General features: G+C 72.2%; 14 protein-coding genes. 9 read left to right on the forward strand and 5 right to left on the reverse strand.

Features of this window, described 5'->3' with window-relative positions; all coding sequences use genetic code 11:
- The first annotated feature begins 244 nt into the window (after window positions 1-244).
- Window positions 245-694 (forward strand): SRPBCC family protein, encoded by a 450-nt coding sequence (locus tag AC3ET4_RS06245; RefSeq protein WP_431946765.1) that lies wholly within the window; start codon window positions 245-247, stop codon window positions 692-694.
- A gap of 260 nt (window positions 695-954) precedes the next feature.
- The gene (locus tag AC3ET4_RS06250; protein ID WP_431946767.1) at window positions 955-1,158 is read left to right on the forward strand and encodes a cold-shock protein; all 204 of its coding nucleotides are present in this window, start codon (window positions 955-957) and stop codon (window positions 1,156-1,158) included.
- Window positions 1,159-1,386: 228 nt separating this feature from the next.
- Here AC3ET4_RS06250 and AC3ET4_RS06255 read toward each other — a convergent pair whose 3' ends face one another.
- Together AC3ET4_RS06255 and AC3ET4_RS06260 are read right to left on the reverse strand one after the other, a co-directional pair.
- Entirely contained in the window at window positions 1,387-2,412 is a 1,026-nt protein-coding gene (locus AC3ET4_RS06255; RefSeq protein WP_431946769.1) for a zinc-binding alcohol dehydrogenase family protein, read from the reverse strand.
- A gap of 63 nt (window positions 2,413-2,475) precedes the next feature.
- Window positions 2,476-3,423, reverse strand: coding sequence for a GlxA family transcriptional regulator (locus tag AC3ET4_RS06260; RefSeq protein WP_431946771.1), 948 nt, complete (start codon window positions 3,421-3,423; stop codon window positions 2,476-2,478).
- A 161-nt stretch (window positions 3,424-3,584) separates the two neighbouring features.
- Here AC3ET4_RS06260 and AC3ET4_RS06265 point away from each other — a divergent pair, with 161 nt between their 5' ends.
- Window positions 3,585-4,223 (forward strand): HD domain-containing protein, encoded by a 639-nt coding sequence (locus AC3ET4_RS06265; RefSeq protein ID WP_431946876.1) that lies wholly within the window; start codon window positions 3,585-3,587, stop codon window positions 4,221-4,223.
- Window positions 4,224-4,385: 162 nt separating this feature from the next.
- Entirely contained in the window at window positions 4,386-5,309 is a 924-nt protein-coding gene (locus AC3ET4_RS06270; RefSeq protein ID WP_431946773.1) for an NADP-dependent oxidoreductase, read from the forward strand.
- 78 nt (window positions 5,310-5,387) lie between these two features.
- Here the strand turns inward: AC3ET4_RS06270 and AC3ET4_RS06275 are convergent, their stop codons facing one another.
- Both AC3ET4_RS06275 and AC3ET4_RS06280 read right to left on the reverse strand, forming a co-directional pair.
- Window positions 5,388-5,609 (reverse strand): hypothetical protein, encoded by a 222-nt coding sequence (locus tag AC3ET4_RS06275; RefSeq protein WP_431946775.1) that lies wholly within the window; start codon window positions 5,607-5,609, stop codon window positions 5,388-5,390.
- 122 nt (window positions 5,610-5,731) lie between these two features.
- The gene (locus AC3ET4_RS06280) at window positions 5,732-6,097 is read right to left on the reverse strand and encodes an STAS domain-containing protein (protein ID WP_431946777.1); all 366 of its coding nucleotides are present in this window, start codon (window positions 6,095-6,097) and stop codon (window positions 5,732-5,734) included.
- 346 nt (window positions 6,098-6,443) lie between these two features.
- Here AC3ET4_RS06280 and AC3ET4_RS06285 point away from each other — a divergent pair, with 346 nt between their 5' ends.
- From AC3ET4_RS06285 to AC3ET4_RS06295, 3 genes are all read left to right on the forward strand, one after another.
- Window positions 6,444-9,371, forward strand: coding sequence for a helix-turn-helix transcriptional regulator (locus tag AC3ET4_RS06285; protein WP_431946779.1), 2,928 nt, complete (start codon window positions 6,444-6,446; stop codon window positions 9,369-9,371).
- Window positions 9,372-9,854: 483 nt separating this feature from the next.
- Window positions 9,855-13,490 carry a S8 family peptidase gene (locus tag AC3ET4_RS06290; RefSeq protein WP_431946780.1) on the forward strand — a complete coding sequence of 1,212 codons (3,636 nt, stop codon included), beginning with the start codon at window positions 9,855-9,857 and terminating at the stop codon, window positions 13,488-13,490.
- Window positions 13,487-14,131 carry a molybdopterin-binding protein gene (locus tag AC3ET4_RS06295; RefSeq protein WP_431946782.1) on the forward strand — a complete coding sequence of 215 codons (645 nt, stop codon included), beginning with the start codon at window positions 13,487-13,489 and terminating at the stop codon, window positions 14,129-14,131. Before AC3ET4_RS06290 ends, AC3ET4_RS06295 begins: the two co-directional genes overlap by 4 nt.
- A gap of 68 nt (window positions 14,132-14,199) precedes the next feature.
- Here AC3ET4_RS06295 and AC3ET4_RS06300 read toward each other — a convergent pair whose 3' ends face one another.
- Window positions 14,200-17,583, reverse strand: a complete 3,384-nt coding sequence (locus AC3ET4_RS06300; RefSeq protein ID WP_431946784.1) for a S8 family peptidase — start codon at window positions 17,581-17,583, stop codon at window positions 14,200-14,202.
- Window positions 17,584-17,821: 238 nt separating this feature from the next.
- Here AC3ET4_RS06300 and AC3ET4_RS06305 point away from each other — a divergent pair, with 238 nt between their 5' ends.
- Window positions 17,822-18,055 carry a hypothetical protein gene (locus tag AC3ET4_RS06305; protein WP_431946786.1) on the forward strand — a complete coding sequence of 78 codons (234 nt, stop codon included), beginning with the start codon at window positions 17,822-17,824 and terminating at the stop codon, window positions 18,053-18,055.
- A gap of 72 nt (window positions 18,056-18,127) precedes the next feature.
- The gene (locus tag AC3ET4_RS06310; protein WP_431946788.1) at window positions 18,128-18,760 is read left to right on the forward strand and encodes a DUF6518 family protein; all 633 of its coding nucleotides are present in this window, start codon (window positions 18,128-18,130) and stop codon (window positions 18,758-18,760) included.
- Window positions 18,761-19,142: the final 382 nt, after the last annotated feature.

The raw sequence follows: 19,142 nt of genomic DNA on the forward strand, positions 1-19,142 counted from the left end.
GGCGCCGCTGCCGCCCCCTTCGCGCCCCGTGGCCGCACCCCTCATGGCGCGGACAGGACCCGGCATGGTGACGCCGCCGACGGAATGACGGGGCTCGGCCAAGTCCGTCAGCGCACCCGACGCGTCACGCGCCGCTCTGCCGCCGCCGTGCGGCGGCGTTTGCCCCCGCCCCGCTCGGGCAGGCGCGCACACGAGACAGAAGACGCCGCATCCCGAAGCGGATGCCGACCAGAAAGGTGGGCACATGTCGACGGTCGAGGAGTCGGTCGAGGTCGCGGTGCCGGTCACGACGGCATACAACCAGTGGACCCAGTTCGAGGAGTTCCCCCGCTTCATGGAGGGGGTCGAGCGGATCGAGCAGCGCACGCCGACCCTGACGCACTGGGTCGCCAAGGTCGGCGGCGTCAAGCGCGAGTTCGACGCCCAGATCAGCGAGCAGATCCCCGACGAGCGGGTCGCCTGGACCACGGTGGGCGGGGACGTCCACCAGGCGGGAGTGGTCACCTTCCACCGCCTGGACGACAGGCACACCAAGGTCATGCTGCAGCTCGACCACGAGCCTCAGGGCATGGCCGACACGGTGGCCGACAAGCTCGGTGTCGTCAGGCGTCAGGCCAAGGGCGACCTCAAGCGCTTCAAGGAGTACATCGAGGCCCGCGGCAGGGAGACCGGCTCCTGGCGCGGCGAGGTGTAGGTCAGCGTCCGGTCGGGCGGCGGCAAATGGTCCCGGGCGCCGAGGGCGTCCCCAGACCCGCTCCTACCCGGTACACCCGGCGCGCGGAGCCGGCCGCGCGCCGTGCGTCGGGGAGGACCACCTGAACGACACGGTCGGACACGCGCCTATTCGGTGGCGCGCGGGGTGGATCATCGGGTAAGCAAGGCCGGGGCCCAGTAACGGGGTCGCCGGCGCACCACGGGGTGCGCCGTAGCAGCAGCACGTGAGGGACGAACACAGTGGCATCTGGCGTTGTGAAGTGGTTCAACTCCGAAAAGGGCTTCGGCTTCATCGCACAGGACGGGGGCGGACCGGACGTGTTCGCCCACTACTCCAACATCGCGGGCAACGGCTACCGCGAGCTGGTGGAGGGTGAGCACGTCACGTTCGACGTGACGCAGGGGCAGAAGGGCCCCCAGGCGGAGAACATCGTCCGCGGCTGATCCCCGCGACCCGGGTGACCCGGTGTCGCAGCCGGCGACGGCGGGTCGGTGCGGTCGTGGCAGGGGCGGTACGGGATCCATCCCGTACCGCCCCCGGCCGTGTCCGGGCACAGGTCGGACGCGGCTACGGCGTGTGCGGCGGCGGTGGCCGACGGCCGTTCGCACCACCGCGGTTCGCGCCACCGACGTACGCGATCGGCGGCCCCGCCCACGTGTGCGGACGGCGGATCAGAACCCGGTGAGGGTGATCTTGCCGATCGCGGTGCCCGACTCCAGGATGCGGTGGCCCTCCCGGAGGTTGGCCGCGTTGACCGGGCCGAGGTCCCGGTGGGCGGTGGTGGTGAGGACTCCCGCGTCCACCAGGCGCGCCACCTTGCTCAGGATCTGGTGCTGCCGCACCTGGTCCGGCGTCCGGAACAGGGACCTGGTGAACATGAACTCCCAGTGGTAGGAGATGCTCTTGGGCTTCAGCACGCCGAGGGGCAGGGAGTCGAAGTCGTCGATGGCGACGATCTCCCCGAACGGTTGCAGCGCCTCGGCGTAGTCGGCGAGATTGCGGTCGGTGTTCGCCGTGCTGAACACATGCGTGAGCCCCTCCGGCGCCACCTCGGCGAGCTGGGGGACGAGCGGCTCACGATGGTTCACGATGTGCTGGACGCCCATCCGGCTGGCGAACTCGACGGTCTCGGGACGGGAAGCGGTGCCGATGACCGTCAGACTGGTCAGGGCACGCGCCATCTGCGCCGCGATCGCCCCGACGCCGCCGGCCGCGGCCGTGATCAGCAGTGAACCGCTGCGCTCCAGGCCGCCGTTCTGCAGGCCGAGCCTTTCGAAGAGGCCCTCCCAGGCCGTCAGGGAGGTCAGCGGGAGCGCGGCCGCCTCGGTGAAGTCCAGCGTGGCGGGCTTCAGGGCGACGATGCGCTCGTCGACTGCGTGGAACTGCGCGTTCGCCCCCGGCCGGTCGATGGCGCCGGCGTAATACACCTCGTCACCGACGGCGAACATCTCGACCCGGTCGCCGACCGCCACGACCGTGCCCGCCGCGTCCCAGCCCAGCACCTTCGGCTCGCCGCCCGGGTCGTTCCCCTGGCGCACCTTGTAGTCCACGGGGTTGAGCGCCACGGCCTCGACCCGTACCAGCAGGTCGTGCGGGCCGGTCTGGGGCATGGGAAGCTCGAGGTCGGTCAGACTCGCCTCGTCGGTGACCGGCAGGCTCTTGCGGTATCCGACGGCACGCATCGTGGCATTCTTCATGGGTGACTCCGATCGCGGTGGGATGCTGGGCACTGCAGTGAAAACGGCGACACAGCGTGACGGCTACGCCGGGTCGGGCCGCAGTGCCGTCCGGAAGCGGCGCTGATAAGCGGCCGGGCTGATGGCCATTTTCTTCACGAATACTCTGCGCATGCTCTCGTAACTCGGAAATCCCGCGAGAGACGCCACCTGGGTCGCGGTGTGGCCCTGGTCGAGCAGGGCCTTCGCCATGTCGAACCGGATGCTTTCCACGTAGCGGGCCGGCGTGGTGGACATCTCGTCGCGGAAGAGCCGGGTGAGATGCCGGCTGCTCAGGTTCAGGTGCTTGGCGAGTTCACCGACCGAGTGGTCGCCCGCGGGATCGGCCGCCACGAGGTCGGCGATCCGCCGGATGGCCGGAGAGTGCGGAGCAGGTCTCTGCAGCGGGGCCGAGAACTGCGACTGACCGCCCGCACGCTGCAGATAGACGACGAGGGAACGCGCGACGTCGCGGGTCAGATCGGGGCCGTGGTCCTCCTCGACGAGGGCCAGGGCGAGGTCGATCCCGGCGGTCACCCCGGCCGAGGTGTAGGTGGCGCCGTCCTGGACGTAGATCGCATCGGGGACGACGCTGCTGCTCCGGCATCGGGCGGCGAGCTCGTGGGCGACCCTCCAATGTGTGGTCGCGCGCTTGCCGTCCAGGAGACCGGCGGCGCCGAGGACGAACGCCCCGGTGCAGATGGACGCGATCCGTGTGGCCTCGCCGGCCAGGGTCCGCGCGGCCTGGACCTGGTCGCGGGCGACGGCCTCGCGCGGGTAGCGGTCCGTCCCGACGACCATGAAGGTGTCCGGGGCGGCTTCCCCGGCGGCGCCGGCGACGGCGATCCGGATCCCGGCGGAGGAGGTGACGTCGGCGCCGGTCGGCGAGACCAGCACCACCTCGTACGCGGCCCCGAACCGGTTCGCCTCCGCGAACACCTCCGCGGGGCCGGCCACGTCGAGCAGCGTCACCCCGTCGTAGACGAGGATCACGACGCGATGCGCCGCGGAGTCCGCCTCCCGCCGCTCCGCCTGTCCGGATCCGTGGGCCTCACGGCCAAAGTGGGGTGGCGCGGAGGGCCCGGTGGTCGGCAGGGTGGAAGACGGAAACACCGTCCATTCATAACACGCGCATGTCGGGAAGTGCAGAGCCGATGTCCGAGATCATCGCCGGGGTCGAAATTCCGGAAACAGCCGCGGCCGCCGAGGCGACCCGAATCGTTCGGGAGATGACCGGCCCCCTCGTCTACCATCATTCGCGGCGCGTATTCGTCTTCGGCGCCATTCACGCTCGCCGGCTGAAGAGGGAGCCCGACCCCGAACTGCTCTACCTGTCCGCGATGTTCCATGACACCGGCCTCATGACGCCGTTCTCGGGTGCCGAGCAGCGATTCGAGGTCGACGGAGCCGACCACGCCCGCGCCTTCATGCTCGACCACGGCTTTTCGGCCGCCGCCGCCGACGTGGTCTGGACCGCCATCGCGTTGCACACGACGCCGGAGATCCCCGGACGGATGGGCGCGGAGATCGCCCTGACGAATCTCGGCGTTCTGACCGACGTGCTCGGCCTGGCCCTTGACGAGCTGGCCCCCGCCCAGGTGGAGGAAGTCACCGCGGTCCATCCGCGGGGGGACTTCAAGAACCAGTTCCTCAAGGCCTTCGTCGACGGCCTCGGGTACCGCCCGGAGACCACGAACGGGACCGTGAACGCGGACATACTGGAGCACTTCGTCCCCGGCTTCCGGCGCACGACCACGGTCGAGCGCATCCTCGGCGCCCCCTGGCCGAGCTGATGACTGCGCCGTCCGTCCACCGGCACGGCGCCGGGCGGGGGCGGACCCCTCCTGCGCGCGCCCTGCCGCCGGGACCCCGACGACGGCCACGGCGAGCGCACGTCCACCGATCCACCGCGGCTGTCCGCCCCTTCGGCAGCCCTGCCCCAGAAAGGTCCACCCATGCAAGCCATCACCGTTCGCGACCGTGACGCCGGAGTCGGCGGGCTCGCCCTCACGGAGTTGCCGTACCCGCACACCTCCGAGAACGACGTCATCGTGCGGGTGCATGCCGCGGGCTACACGCCGGGGGAGCTGGAGTGGCCCGCGACCTGGACCGACCGGGCGGGGCGCGACCGGACACCGAGCGTGCCCGGGCACGAGCTGTCGGGCGTCGTGGCCGAACTGGGCTACGGGACGACGGGCCTGACCGTCGGCCAGCGGGTGTTCGGCCTGGCCGACTGGACCCGCAACGGCTCGCTGGCCCAGTACGTCGCGGTGGAGGCCCGCAATCTGGCCCCGCTTCCCGCGGACGTCGACCACACGGTGGCCGCGGCCCTGCCGATCTCTGGGCTGACCGCGTGGCAGGGCCTCTTCGAGCACGGCGGGCTCGTGACCGGCCAGACCGTCCTGGTCCACGGTGCGGCCGGCGGGGTCGGCTCGATCGCCGTGCAGCTCGCCCACGAGGCGGGCGCCCGGGTGATCGGCACTGGCCGCGCGGCCGACAGGGACACCGTGCTCGGCCTCGGCGCGCACGCCTTCGTGGACCTGCAGAACGACCGGCTCGAAGACGTCGGTGCGGTGGACCTCGTCCTCGACGTGTTCGGCGGCGACATCCTCGAACGCTCGACCGCCCTGGTCCGCACCGGCGGAACGGTGGTCACCATCGCGGCGCCGCCCTCTGTGCAACCTGACAAGGGCCGGGCCGTGTTCTTCGTCGTCGAAGTCGACCGGGCACGCCTCGAGGACCTCGTCCGCCGCGTCAGGGAGGGCCGGCTCAAGCCGGTTGTCGGGGACGTGCGGCCGCTGGACGAGGCGCCCGACGCCTTCGCCCGTGTCGGGCGTCGGCTTCCCGGCAAGACGATCATCCGGATCACGGAGGACTGAACGAGGCCGGGGCACTGCCGCGGGACTGCGCTTCGGGCCCGGCCGCCGGCCGGGCCCCAGGCGCACGTCGGCGCCTGCCTAGAGGGACGCCATGACCCGGGCCGCGGCCTTGTCGCTGGCGTGGCCCTCGAGCGCCGCCCACTCGGCGACGTCGAAGGGCCAGCGCGGGCTCGCGTAGGCGATGACCACATGGCGCCCGTCCTGGCGGACGGTGTGCTGAGGATCGCCAGGCTCGGATCCGGCCGCCACGACAGCGGCGGCCGAGGAGTCATTGCGGCACTTGAGGCGGGTTTCGGGCATGTCAGCGCTCCGCGTTCGCTGGTCGACATCCTGGGAAATGCTCGTGGGGAGCCTAACCCGAGAGGAGATCGACTTCCTCCCGTAAGCCGCATTCGGCGCAGAAAAGCAGCGGACGGTGACGGTCACCCCTCAGCAGCCGGCACGAAGGCGCTGTCGCCCAGGGCAGCGGGCGGAGCGCCCGGGAGGATGCGGAAGAGGTGGCGGGTCCCGGTCAGTGCCAGGACGCGTTCCGCCTGGTGCCGCAGGCCGGTGAGCTCGAGCGAGCCCATCTCGGCTTCGGCGCGCAGGCGGAGGCTGAGCAGCATGTTCAGACTGGTGGAGCCGATGAAGGTGACGTCGGAGAGGTCGACGCGCAGCGTCCTGCCGCCGAGCGGCAGGGTGTCGGTGACCGCGGTGACACGGGGGCACGTGTCGAGGTCCAACTCGCCGGTCAGGATGATCGTCGTCAGCTTGCGTTCTTCGCTGACGGTGATGCCGAGGTTTTGCATACAGGTCGCCGATTCGGGTCGAAGCCCATCACGGTCGACTCCCGCTGGGAAAGCGGCCGTAGTGCAGGCGACGCATTGCCGCCCGAAGTCGAGCGAGACCACCCGCACCGGCCGTCGGCCACGGAATGTGACCGTTCGGTGGCGCGGGGTCCCTCACCAGGCCAGGCTGGTTACCTCGAGCCTGGCACACCGCTGCCGGAAGCACCAGTCCCCGCCCCTGACCGACGGGCGCGACGACACGGCCCCGGCGGTCGTTCCGTACCGCTCTTCGAAACAGCCAGGCAGGGCGGCTGTCTGCTGGGGTTAAAGTCATCAGCGGCGTGACGGGACGACAGAGGGAGCGGCGGTGGTGGGGCGGGATACCGATGCCGGCGAGGTCCAGGCGCTGTCCGCGCCGCGGTTCGTCGGGCGGGAACGCGAACTCGCCGCCCTGGGCGAGGCGCTCGGGCCGTCCCCCTCGGTCGTCCTCCTCGACGGTGAGGCGGGCATCGGCAAGACGCGGCTGCTGCGCGAGTTCCTGGCGCGGCAGGCCGAGAGAGGGCGGCGGGCCCTCGTCGGCGCCTGCCCGGAGCTTCGGGTGCCGTACACGCTCGGGGCGGTCGTGGACGCGGTGCGCGACGGCGTCGACACCATCGCCGGACTGGGGCTGAGCGGGCTGGGCGGGGCGCTGCGGCCCCTGTTCCCCGAGTGGGCCGACGATCTGCCGCCGGCGCCGGAGCCGCTGGAGGACCCGACCGCCGCCCGGCACCGGTTGTTCCGCGCGTTCGTCGAGCTCCTCGGCCGGCTCGGCGTCGCGGTCCTCGCGCTCGAGGACGTGCACTGGGCTGACGAGGCGACCCTGGAGTTCCTGCTGTTCCTGGTATCCCGCAGGCCGCAGACGGTCAGCGTGGTGTTGACCTACCGGCGGGACGAGGTGCCGCCCGACTCGCTGCTGCTGCGGCTGACCTCGCGGCCGCCTGCGGACGCGCACCTGATCAGGCTGACGTTGAAGCCGCTGGACGTCGACGGGACGGCGTCCCTGGTCTCGTCGATGCTGTCCGGGGAACACGTCTCGAAGGAGTTCGCGGCCTTTCTGCACGCGCGCACCGAGGGCGTTCCTCTGGCGCTGGAGGAGTCGGTGCGGCTGATGCACGACCGGGCCGACCTGATCCGCCGGGACGGCGGGTGGGCGCGGCGCCGCCTGGACCGCATCGACGTCCCGCCGACGATCCGCGACGCCGTGCTCGACCGCATCGGCCGGGTCGGACCCGACACCCGGGCCGTTCTGTACGCGGTGTCGGTGCTGTCCTGCCCGGCCGACTACGAGACCCTGCGCGCCGTCACCGGCCTGCCGGACGACCGGTTCGCCGCACAGGCGGCCGAAGCCCTCGGCGGCGGCCTGCTGCGCGAGGTCCGGCCCGGGCAGTGGTCCTTCCGTCATTCGCTGGCCTGCCACGCCGTGTACGACGCGATACCCGCCGAGGAACGGCGTGCCATGCATCTGCGGGCGGCCCGGGCCCTTGAGCGGTGCCCGCTGCCGCCCGTGGCGCAGCTGGCCCGGCACTTCCGGCTCGCCGGCGAGGTCGAGGCGGCGTGCCGGTACACGGAGCAGGCGGCCGACCAGTGCGTCCAGTCCGGGGACGTGGCCACCTCGGCCCTGCTGCTGCACAGCCTCGCCACCACCGTGGCCCTGCCGGCGGAGTCACTGGTGCGGCTGGTCACGAAGATCCAGTTCCAGGCGCTGTCCGGTTCCGACCCGTACTCGCAGATCATCGAAGCGCTCCGAACGGCCCTCGACCACCAGGTCCTGACGCCGCGTGAGCAGGCGTCTGTGCGCTTCCAGGTGGGCCGGGTGCTCATGGCGGCGGGCGAGATCGAGGCGGGCCGCGGTGAGATCCTCGAGGCGGTGCCCGACCTCTCCCCGCACTCCGCCGAGGCGGCGCGCGCCCGCATCCTGCTCGCCCTGCCCCTCGGCCACGCACTCCCCGTGACGGAGCACCTGCGGTGGCTGCGGGAAGCGCCGCCGGCCCGCTCGCTGTCGGCCGTCGACCGTGTGCACCTGTCTGTGGAACGCGCCTTCGCGCTGCTGATGCTGGGCGAGGAGGCCGGGTGGGAAGCGGCCCGGCTCATCCCGGAGGAGGTCCGCGACCTGCGGGAGGCGTCCGTCGTCGCGATCGGCCACACGAACGTCGGCGAGGAGGCGATGCGGTGGGGACGGTACGACGAGGCCAGGGCGCGGCTGGCCACGGCCCAGGCACTCGCCGAGCGCCATCAACTGCTGGACTACCTCGACAGCATCGCCTCCTGCCGGGCTCACCTCGACTGGTTCACCGGTGCCTGGACGGGACTCGCCGAACGGATGGGGCGGCTGGCCGACGACGACCGGGTGCGGTGGAAGGACCGGTGCGAGGCCGCTCTGGTGGCGGGCCTGCTCCTGGGGGCCGCGGGGGACCGTGCCGCGGCGGAGGAGCGCCTGCGCTTCGCCGGACGCGACGATCAGCAACGCATCGAGGCCGCGGCCGCGTTGGCGCGGATGCGGCTGCGCGAGGGCAAGGCCGGTGAGGCGCTCCGGCTCACCGACGAGGTGGCCGAGACCGCCGTCGGCAGCGGAATCTGGACCAGGGCGGTCGAGCTCGCCCCGGTGCGGGTCGCGGCCATGGCGGCCGCCGGTCGGATCGGGTGCGCCACCGAGCTGGTGGACTCCTTCGAGAAGGCGCTGGGTGACCGGGACGCCCCGGCGGCGCAGGCGTCCCTGGTCCTGTGCCGTGCGATCCTGGCGGAGGCCGACGGCCGCTTCACGGACGCCGCGGCGCTGTTCGGCGCGGCGGCCGCCGCGTGGGAGGCGCTGCCGCGCCCGTACGACGCCCTGCTCGCCCGGGAGCGGGCCGCGCACTGCCTGCTCGCCGACGGCGGGGACGAGGCCGGGTTGCCGCAGCTGTCCGACGTCGCGCGGGCACTGTCGGAACTCGGCGCCCGCCATGACGCCGACCGCATCGGCCGGTTCCTCACCGCGCAGGGGGGCGAGGCCCCCGCGGCGGTGCGCGGCCGGGGGCGTCCGGGCTACGGCGACCGGCTCTCGCCGCGAGAGGTGGAGGTGGCCCGGCTGCTGGTCACTGGTTTGACGAATCGTCAGATCGCCGAGACCTTGGTGGTGTCGACGCAGACCGTCGCCAGCCAGGTGAAGTCGGCGATGCGCAAACTGCGCGTGACCTCGCGGACGGCACTCGCGCTCAAGGTCGTCGAGTCCGGCATCGCGGGGGAGGTGCGGCGGCCGTCGTCCCCCGGCGACGAGTAAATTCCGGGTGCCGTCGCCACGAACGAAGAATTTCGCGGGCCGGGCGGCGGGATTAAATCCCGCATCTGGCCAATCGAGGCCCGGCCGCGTCCGGTTGCACACTCGTGCCATGGTGCCCGCACAACAGCCGTCCCCCGAACCGGTCGATGACCCAGCCGGTTCGCCACGCCGCGCAGAGGACGGACCGGTGCCCGCACGACCGCGGGCCGAGCCGGACGACGCCCCGACCCCCGAGGGCGCGGGCCGTGACGTCGTCGGCGGCGAGTACGAACCGCTGTAGCGCGGAGGCCGTCGCCGAACCGTGAGCGCCGTCGGCGCCGGGTGCCCCCGAGTCTGCTGTCCGGACGCGGAGTCCTCGCCCGGACCTGGAGCCCGATCGATGGCGTCCTGCGTGGTTTTTCTCTAATGCTCCGTCAACCTTATTCAGGAGAGCCATAGATGAGGCCAAGTGCAAGAAAGCGCCCAGGCAGACGTCTCGGCGCGTTGACCGTCGGTCTGACCGTCCTCGGCATGGTCGTGTCGACGACGGCGACCTTCGCCGCCGAGCCCGCCGAGCCTGCCGCCGCGCAGACGCCGAAGGCCGGCGTCGCGCGGACGGGCAGCCCGACGGCGGGCGCGGACGGCGACCTGGCGCGGATCGTCGCCGCGTCCGGCGGGTCCGTCCCGGTCACGCTGATCACCGGTGACAAGGTGCACCTCGGCGTCGGCGACGACGGCAAGCCCGTCGTGCGGGACATCGACCGTGCGGCGCGGCCCGACGGACCTCCGGTCGTGTTCCACACCCTCACCCGCCAAGGCAAGGTCTACGTCGTACCGGACGACGCCCTCGCCCTGGTCGGCCAGGGACTGCTCGACTGGTCGCTGTTCGACGTGAGCGAACTGGCGACGCTCACGGCGGCGGGCAAGGGCGCCACGGTGCCGGTGCTCGTGACCTACACCGGCACCTCGGGCGCCGAAGCGGCGCGCAAGGTCGCCGGGGCGTCCGGCGGGAGGGCGCTGCCGAGCATCAACGGCCGCTCGATGAACGTCGACGACGACGGACGGTGGTGGAAGGACGTACGGGGCAAGACGGCCGCCACGTCCGCCGCCGCCCGGTCCGCCGGATCCCTGGCGGGCGTCAAGAAGGTCTGGCTCAACGGCATGTCCCATGTCGACCTCGAGCAGTCGGTTCCGCAGATCAGCGCGCCCGTCGCGTGGGAACGCGGCTACGACGGCACCGGGGTGACCGTCGCGGTGCTGGACACGGGCATCGACGCCACCCACCCGGACGTGGCCGGAAGCATCGTCGGGGCGCTCGACTTCACCGGCAGCCCCACGGGCCCCAAGGACGGGCACGGGCACGGCACCCATGTGGCGTCCACGGTCCTCGGCAGCGGCGCCGCGTCCAAGGGGCTGCGCAAGGGTGTCGCCCCCGGCGCCAAGCTGCTGGTCGGCAAGGTCTGCGACGACGCGGGGCAGTGCCCCGACGACGCGGTCATCGCGGCCATGGACTGGGCCGCCCACTCGGGGGCCAAGGTCGTCAACATGAGCCTGGGCGGCGAGCCGACCGACGGCACGGACCCGAAGAGCCAGGCGCTCAACGAGCTGAGCCGCGCCACGGGAACGCTGTTCGTGGCCGCGGCCGGAAATTCGGGTTTTGTCGCCCAGAAGGTCGTCACCCCGGGTTCCGCCGACGAGGCCCTGACCGTGGCGGCCGTCGACAAGAACGGCGACATGGCCGGTTTCTCCAACCGCGGACCGCGGATAGGTGACGGTGCCGCCAAGCCCGACATCGCGGCGCCCGGCGTCGGCATCGTCGCGGCGCGCGCCGCGGGCACGTCCATGGGCGCGCCGGTGGACGAGTACTACACCGCGTCCGACGGCACCTCGATGGCCACCCCGCACGTGGCAGGCGCCGCGGCGATCGTCGCCCAGCAGCACCCGGACTTCTCCGGTCAGCAGATCAAGGCGCTGCTGATGGACACCGCCGACGACCTGGGGCACGACCTGTACGCCCAGGGCGCCGGCCTGGTGGACCTGGCGACAGCCACCAACCCGCGGGTCGTGCCGAAGGGCAACCTGAACTTCGGCCGCGAGGCCTACCCGCACGCGCCGGTGACCAAGAAGATCACCTACACCAACCGCGGCGACGAGGCGACCACGTTGCATCTCACGATGCCGGTCTCCTTCGCCGACGGCACGCCCGCCAGGTCCGGCCTGTTCACTCTCAGCGCGGACAAGGTGGTCCTCCCGGCGGGCGGCTCCGCCGAGGTGTCGGTGACGCTCGACGGCAGTGTGCTGGGCACCGACGGGGCGTACGGGGCCTACAACGGGGTGCTGACCGCCCGGGACGACTCGGGCGCGATACGGCTGAGCTCGGGCGTGCACAGCTTCGTCGAGGACCAGAAGTTCCCGCTGACGGTGAAGGTCGTCCCGCCCGCGGGCGCCACCGACGTCCGCTACGGCACCGCCACCTTCATGCCGGTCGACGACAAGGTCTACCTGCACCCGGCCCTTGTGGACACCGCCACCGGCGCGGAAACCGTGACGGAGCAGCTCTTCCGCGGCGCCTATGCGGCGGAAATGCCCGTCAGCTGGCGGGACGCATCGGGTGAGTGGCAGCAGGCCGCACCGTTCGCACCCGAGGTGAACCTCACCAAGGCGACCACGGTCACCCTGGACCTGCGCGAGGCCAAGCCGCTGAGCGTGCGGTACCCGGAGTCGACCGAGACCTACTCCGCGTCCGCAACCGCCAACCGGGTCTCGGCGACCGGCGCGTGGTCGCACAGCACGGTGCTCCAGGCGGACTACCAGGCCGGCGAACCGCACTGGTGGGTGCTGCCGACCGGCAAGGTGAGCATGGGCGCCTTCACCCATGACTTCTACAGCTCGCGGACGACTCCCGTCGTCACCCTGCGGGCCACCGGCGGCGCCGCGCCCATCAGCCTGTCCGCTCGCTATGTGACCCCTGACGTCTCGCTGGGCGAGACGCAGATGTGGTTCGGCAACGACGGCGACCCGGTCTTCCGTGAGGCCGCGATCCCGGTCCCGCGACTGCCGGTCAAGGGGCACCTCCCGGTGGTCTACGGGGGAGGCGGGTCCGCCGCCGAGCTGGCGGACGTCGACGCCCGGGGCAAGCTCGTCCTTCTGACGCCGTCCGACATCTGCGCCGGCACGTGCGACTTCACCAAGCTGCGCGACGAGCGGGTGGCGGCGGCGGCCGCCGCCGGCGCCGTCGGCGTGCTGGTCGCGGCCCCGGAGCTCACCTCGCTGGGCCGTCCCTCGGAACTCGACCAGTGCCTGGTCGGGCCGCAGAGCTGCCCGGCGCTCCAGACGTACGGCGCCCTGCCCGTCGTGAGCGTGCCCTACGCCGAGGCCGAGGGACTGATCAAGCGCCTCAAGGCCGACCGGGGGCAGGTCAAGATCGATCTGGGCGGCAGCGCCGTGCCGAAGGTGTACGTCGCCCGGTACCACGACGAGGGGCAGATCCGGCCGAACGACTACCGGGTCGAGAAGGGCGACCTGGACAAGGTCGACCTCTCCTTCCACGCGGCACGGCCCGGAGTGGTCCACCAGCTGAGCTGGATGCAGCACCTCAAGGCCACGCCCAACACCTCGCAGGTGTCCCTGCCCCAGCCGGCGACGCAGCAGAGCATGACCGTCTTCGTCAAGCGGCAGGACGACGCGATCAGCCGGTTCACCGCATCCTGGGCCGAGCCCGGAACGGACTCCTTCCTGGAGCACAACCGCCAGGAGATGAGGGACATGGTCCTCACGGGCAGCGACGCCATCCACTGGAACGCGGGCCCCTCCGTACCCGGAGCGGTACCGCAGGTGCGGACCGAGTCCGGCTTCACGGTCCCGGTCGGACTGTGCGCGGGCTGTCGGCAGGGGGACACCTTCTATCCCACTGTCTACCTGACGGGCAGCGGGGGCGGGCGCCAGGCGCTCATCGGCATCATCGGCGACGAGCTCATCCAGCACACCTTCTCGGATGTCCCGAGCTGCGGGCCGGTCGTCTCGCCCACCTTGCCGAACCTCGACTACACCTGCGACGTCAAGCTGCGCGACGCGTCCGGTGACGAGATCGAGCGCCGCACCGAGCACCTCCCCGACGAGAGCTACGAGCTCCCCCTGTGACGGCACCCCAACACCTCAAGGAGACCTACACGATGAACACCGGTGTGCCATCAGCACGGCGCCGCAGAGGAGCCCTCGCGGTGCTCGCCGCCGCGGCGGTGCTGGCGCTCTCCGGCTGCAAGGGCGGTGACCTCGTCTCCTACGACCTGCCGGCGAAGTCGGCCCGGTACACGTTCGAGGCGCAGACCGACGGCGTCAAGACGGTGTGGGAGTACACCTCGGCCACGGCGACCAAGAACGGCGCACCGTCCCTGAGCCCGTGCATGGGCGATGTGCTCGGCAGCAACAAGGCGGCGTGCCGGCCGGAGCCGCTGATCTTCCTGCGCTACGACTTCGACCTGGCCCTGGACAACACCGCCCCGGCCGGCAAGAAGCACGAGATCACCGTCGTCGCCTACTACCAGGAAAGCCTCACCGCCTTGCCCAAGGTGACGTCCCTGAAGGCGGAGACCACCTTCGACGGGGGCAGGACGTGGCACCCGGCGACCACCAGGGCCGCCGGCAAGGACACCTTCACCGCGACGATCGACAACCCCCTGCGGGACAAGGCCCCAGGCGGTGTCGGACTGAGGATCAGCGCGACCGACAGCCAGGGCGACACCGTCAGGCAGACCATCCCGACGGCGTACACCCTGCGCTGACGGGGATCCGCACGACGCAGGCAGGGCCCGCCGGAGGTGACCGGCGGGCCCTGCCGTGCGGTTCGGGACTACTTGAGGAGGTAGGCCTTCACGACGGTCTGCCGGAAGGAGTTGCCGGCGGTGTCCTTGACGTACGTGCGGAAGCTGACGGATCCGCCCTTGGCGTTGCGCGGGTGGTCCACGGTCACGGTGCGCTCGGTGCCGGAGCCGGCGACCTCGGCCGGGCGCCAGGTCCTCCCCTCGTCGTAGGAGACCTCGGTGGTGAAGGTGCGGATCGCCACCTCCGCGGCGCCCACGGGACGCTGGATGACCACCGGCACGCGGAGCTTGTGCCCGGCCCGGGCGCGGTTCCACTCGTCGAGCTCGGGGGCCATGCGCACCGCGTACAGCGGCAGCGCCTGACGTGCCGTCGGGGTCTGCGACCGGAACCGCCACTCGGCCCGCAACTGCGTGGAGACGGAGCTGCGCGGGGCCAGATCGCGGTCCTGCTCGAGCGTCAGGCGGTAGTCGGCGGGCTCGGTGTCCTCCGGCACGGCGGCGTACCCGTAGAGGTAGGGGACCTCCTCGCCGTTGCGTGACAGCTCCCACTTCGGCTCACTGCTGCTGCTTGTCCCGGCCAGCAGGTCCATGCCTCCGTTGGCGGCCTCCTGGACGCCGAACCACATGTCACCGCCCTCGCGGTAGGTGTCCATCTGCTCGGGCGAGAAGCCGACGGCCTGCACCGCCTGGTTCCAGCGCTCCTCGAACGCGCCCCCGGCCCGGTAGCCGCGCAGGGTGCTCAGGTACATCTGTCCGCGCGGGCTGTCCGGGTCGAAGATGTTCCACTGGTCGAAGCCGGTCTGCCAGCGCAGGCCATCGGCGGCCGAGAAGTAGTCGACCCGCCGGTCCGGCAGGCGCAGCCCGTCCATCCGCTGCAGGGGGAACCGGACGTTGTCGACGTACATGTAGAGCAGGCGCGTCGCGGTGGTGCCGGGCGCGGTGGCGGCGAAGGTGGTGGTCACCGCGGCCAGTTCGGACTTGCGGGGACGGTAGCCGGGGTCGGCCGGGATGGCGCCGTGCACCGGCCGGGTCAGGTAGTAGGCGGAGGAGGGGTTGCCGCCGCCCGGGGCGGGTTCGCCCCAGACCGAGCTCACCAGGTAGGTGAACGCGGAGTCCTTGGCCCGTGCCGTGGGGGTGGCGTACAGGTTCTCGATGTGGTCGTCGCCGACCGCGTCGTTCACGGTGACGGACAGCAGTTCGTCACCCTGGCTGATGGTGCCGATCTCCGTCGAGATGATCCGGGCGGTCCGGCTGGGGGCGGAGATCGTGACGGGCTTGGCGGCACGGGCGTCGATGACCGCCGACCGGTCGGCGGTCGTGACGACCTTCGGCACACCCACGACGGTGGCCTCGGTGAAGTCGCCGTCGAAGAAGAAACCGCTCACCGAGTAGGTCCCGTTGGGCAGGCGCAGCGCGGTGCCGGCCTTGCCGAGCAGTTCGCGCTCGTAGGTCCTGCCGTCGGCGGAGTCGATCAGCAGGTAGGCGTACTCGGGGGCCTCGCCGGCGCGGTCCTTCAGCTCCAGGCGCAGCTCGTGGGAGGGCTGCTCCAGGTCCATGCCGAACGGGACCCGGACCGACACACCGCCGTCGGTGGTGGTCGCGCGGACGACACCGCTGTAAGCGGCGTACGCGGTGGTGGCCCGCGGGTCCACGGTGAGGGTCACGTCCGCGCTTTCGCCGGCCGGCACGGTGACCTGATCGGCGCTGAGCCGGAAGAGCCCCTGCGGCGCGGGCTCGCCGAGTCTGCCGTGGCGCGCGGTGTGCGTCAGGTGCAGGGTGACCGGCGCGGTGCCCGGGTTGCGGTAGGTGATGGTCTCGGCCACCGGCGGCCGTTCGCCGTCGGACCACTGGAGGAGGCCGAAGTCCAGGGCGGTGGGCTCGGCGGTGACCTGCTGGTCGACGGCGCGGGCGAGGTCGACGCGGCCCGCGCCCTGGTAGTAGGCGCCGAGCTCCTTGGCGCCGGCGGTGGAGTGCATCAACTGCCGCTTGACCTGCTCCGGAGTCCAGTCCGGGTGCTGCTGGAACATGATGGCCGCGGCGCCGGCGACGTGCGGGGTGGCCATCGAGGTGCCGCTCATCGCGACATAGCCGTCATCGGCGGAGGTCCCGCCGGCCATGGCGGCGGTGACGTTCACACCCGGGGCGATGAGGTCGGGCTTGAGCCCCGAGTCACCGGTGCGCGGACCGACCGAGCTGAACTCGGCGCGGTCGTCGTCGGCCTCGGCGGCGCCCACGGCCAGGGCCCGGTCGGCGGAGGCCGGCGAGGAGACCGGGCTGCTCGCCCCGTTGTTGCCGGCGGCTGCGACGACCAGCGTGCCGTAGTCACGCGTGACGGCCTCGATCATGGCCTCCATCGCGTCGGTGTCGGGGGTGTCGGTATCGCCCAGGCTGAGGTTGACCACCTTCGCGCCCTGCCGGGCGGCCCAGGCGAGCCCCTCGATGACGGCGGAGTTGTCGCAGCTGCCGTCCGCCGTGCAGACCTTGCCCGCGAGGATCCGCGCCCCGGGCGCCACACCCTTGTACCGGCCCCCGGAGGCCGCACCAGAACCGGCCACCGTGGACGCCACATGGGTGCCGTGACCGTTCCGGTCGGCGGCGTCCGGCTCGCTGGTGAAATTCGCCGAGTCCACCACCAGCCCCTTCAGGTCCGGGTGGTTCGGGTCGTAACCGGTGTCCAACACCGCGACCTTGACCCCGTCACCGGTCAGGCCCTTCTCCCACGCGTGCGGCGCGCCGACGCGCGGCACCGTCGTGTCGAGCTGCACCTTGGCGCGGCCGTCGAGCCACACCCGGCGCACCCCCGCGCCGAAGGCCGCCGCGCCCGCCTCGCCGGGGGCGATGCCCTTCCAGAAGGCGCCCGCGTCCTCGCGGCGTTCGGACAGCGTGGCGAAGGAGGTCCCGGCGATGGTGTCGACCTCGCCGGCGCCCGCCGCGGACAGCCGCCGCTGGGCGGTGGCGGCGTCACCGGTGTACTGGACGATCAGCGGCAGACTCTCGCGCCGCCCGTGCTCGCCGTTCGCCAGCGCCGTGACGTTGAACAGCGCACGGTCCACGCGGTCCGCGGCGAGCAGCGGCAGCGCGTCGACGGGTATGACCGTCCACTCGCCGCGGTGCTGCCGCTTGACGAACCTGATGTCCGCGCGGCCCTCGGCGGGCTCGACCGACACGCTCTGCCTGCCCGAGGGGTCCGTCTCGAGCGTGACCTTGTCCCCTGTGATCAGGGTGACCTGCCGCCGCGCGGTTCGGTCTCCTTCGGCCTGGCCCTGCGCCGTCACGGTGCCCGGCCCGGTTCCGTGGGCGGTGCCGGGGGTCACGGTCAGTCCCGCCAGCAGGGCCGCGAGGGCCGCCGCCGCCACCAACTGCGGCCGGGGGCTTGTGACACCCGTCCGCCATCTGTTGTCCATGTGCCTCATGGGGGCAGCGTGACCCCCGGTGCCCGCCGTGGTCAGCCCCATGGAGCTGGCGTTCACAGGACAAGTCACCTTTGCGCCACGGCGCGCAGCGTCCGACGGGGCCTCGCGCGGTCGAGAGGCCGACGCGGTCGGCCGGCCCTCGTCGCCGTCGCGCCGTCACATTCGTGCGAGCGGCCTCGTCTACGTGGTGTCGGAGCCCGTGCGCCCGCCCGTCCCCGTAGTGCGAGGAGAACCCACGATGACCGGTCAGCCGACCGCTGAGGACCTCACCTGCCCGGCCGACGCCGAGGAATCGGCGGTCGACGACCTCACCCGCCTCGTCGAGGCCGTCGCCCGCTCCACCGGCGACTCGCCGGAATCGGTCGTGGCGGGGCTGTCGGACGACATCGTGGCCGGGCTGTTCGTCTTCCTTCGGGCGCACCGCGCGGACGAGGCCGGCCGGCGCGCGGCGCGGCAGCCCGGCGTGCGGTGAGCGCGGCCGGCTGCGGTCCTTGCACCATCGCTTATGCACTGGATGTATAGACGGCATGTATAGTCAGGGGTCATGGTCACCACTCTCGCGCCCCGCCGTGGCGGCACAGCCGCCGTCCAGGCCGCCGCCGTGATGGCCTTCGGGCTGCTGCTCGGCTGGGCCACCTATCGTCTGCACGGCACCTCACCCTGGTTGGAGCGGGCGACCAACTCGTCGTCGACGTGGATCCTGTGGACGGCCGCTGCGGGTGCGCTGATCCCGGTGAGGGCCCTGGCCGTCTGGGGTGGCGCGGCGATGATGCTCGCCACCTGCTGCGGCTACTACACGGCATCCGCACTCGGGCACACCTTCGGAGCCGGGGGGCTGGGAACCGCCGCCGTGTGGGGTGCGGCGGGGCTCGCCGGAGGACCGCTGCTGGGATGGGCCGGATGGACGGTGCGGCGCGGGCAGGGCGCCGTCAGGGCCGTCGCCGGGGCCGTGATCGCCATGGTGGTGCCGGCTGAGGGCCTCTGGCTGGGGCTGACCCTCCGTTACTGGGGAGAAGCGGCCGTCTTCCTGTCCGCCGGCGCGCTGCTGACCGCCCTCCTGACCGTCTGCCTGGCGCGCGCCGGGGTGCGCCGCTTCTGGTTGTGCCCCCTGCTGACCCCGGCGGGCGCTTTCGTCCTCTACCTCGCCGAGCTCTACGTCCTCGACGCGCTGCTGTGAGGAGGGCTGAGGTGTCGGGCCCCGCCGCCTGCTTCCGGGTGGGGCGGGGCCGGGCGCCGGTGGGCGCGTCAGTCGAAGAGTTCCTCGACGAGGTCCTCCGCGGCCTCACCGCCGATCTCCTCGGCGATCTCCTCCACGATCTCCTCGACGATATCCCCGAAGATGTCGTCCATGTCCTGAACCCTCCCTGACTGTCGCGCGGCGCGCTGTCCACCGACCCGGACAAGCCCGTGATCGTCCGTTCAACGTACCGCTTCCGGGCGGGGGTTGCCGCATGCGGGCGGTGAGGCGCGGATCGCGTCAGAGGCCGTCGGCCGGCCTCGCCCGCCGCGCCCGCCGCGCCCGCGACGACTCCGGCCGCCGGCCGGAAGCCGCCCCGCCG

Source organism: Actinacidiphila sp. bgisy167 (assembly GCF_057707665.1).